The sequence below is a fragment of the Megasphaera sp. AF13-6AC genome, from assembly GCF_027685385.1.
Lineage (GTDB): Bacteria > Bacillota > Negativicutes > Veillonellales > Megasphaeraceae > Megasphaera > Megasphaera micronuciformis.
The window spans coordinates 1-1150 of the sequence record NZ_JAQCUN010000211.1; the positions used below are offsets into that span (position 1 = coordinate 1).

The window sequence follows — 1150 nt, forward strand, 5'->3', positions numbered from 1 at the left end:
ATAATACGACCGTTTTTGCCGTTATGCATCAATTCGGCTTCATACTTACCGTCGCCTTGGGTAAATCCGAAACGATGAAGTCGTAAAATACCGTCACCGTACGTGAAGTTCCCTGAAATATTATCCAACGGCAAGTCGTTGACAACCAAAGATGCGCCTTTTACGGAACCGCCTACAGACGGATTATCCAAGGTACCGCCTACATGGGCCTGTAAGTTGAGGGCTCCCTTCAAAGATACGTCTTTACGATGAATAAGCCGATCCGTTTCCAAATTCGACCCGTCCACATCGAGGTTTAACCGATCTCCTACAGTGCCGGAGAAGTGTACCGTCGCATCATAAGCGGATACACGTCCATTCGTCAATTCCCACACACCGTTGTCCATGCGGTAATCAGCCTGTACGTAGTCATAAAGATAGCCTTTGACCGAACCGTAAGAAAGAATGACCTTACCTTCAACGGACGGATTATCCGTCGTACCGCTTATATGGACCGTATTGTTAACCCAACCTGTAAATCCGGTCAGGTCTTTACCCGTAGCCTTCAACACTTGTTCCAGACGTGCATGTTGCGTATCAATCCGCAAGTCCAAAATGCCGCTATCGAGATTTATGCTGCCCGATGCGCGATGTGAACCGTCTTTATAACGGTACGCCAAATCATCAATAACAATCTGTCGTCCCGTACCGTGCAAGTTGCCGTAAATATTGTCGAAACTCATGCCGTTGACGGCTCCGTCTGCAGCGTTTAAATCCATACTCCAGATCGGCTCCGTACCGCTTACGTGGACAACAGCCGATACAGTCCCGCGCAAGTCCGCTCCTGCCAAGCCGGAGAACATATCCAGGGGAGCTCCCGTAATGATAAGGTTCCCGTCCGTTTGTCCGTCCGAAAGGCTGTAAGCGAAATCGCCACGAAGCGTACCGCCGCCTACGAAACCGTGAATCCCCGTAAGTTGCAAGATCCCGTTACCGTAATGAACATCGGTCGAAAGGCCGTCCAAGGCTATGCCGTCGTAAGAAAGACCGTTCCCCTGCGCCTTGCCCTGAACAACCACATTATTCAAATCATTCGTATTACCGCCGACAATGAAATCACCGCTTATAATAGCTCCCAAACCGACCGGAACGCCTGGCATATCACCTACGG

The 1150-nt window shown here is 50.0% G+C and carries 1 pseudogene; it reads right to left on the minus strand.

Going from position 1 to position 1150, the window contains the following annotated elements:
- A pseudogene (locus PGX78_RS08215) lies at window positions 1-1150 on the minus strand (translocation/assembly module TamB domain-containing protein); the annotation flags it as partial.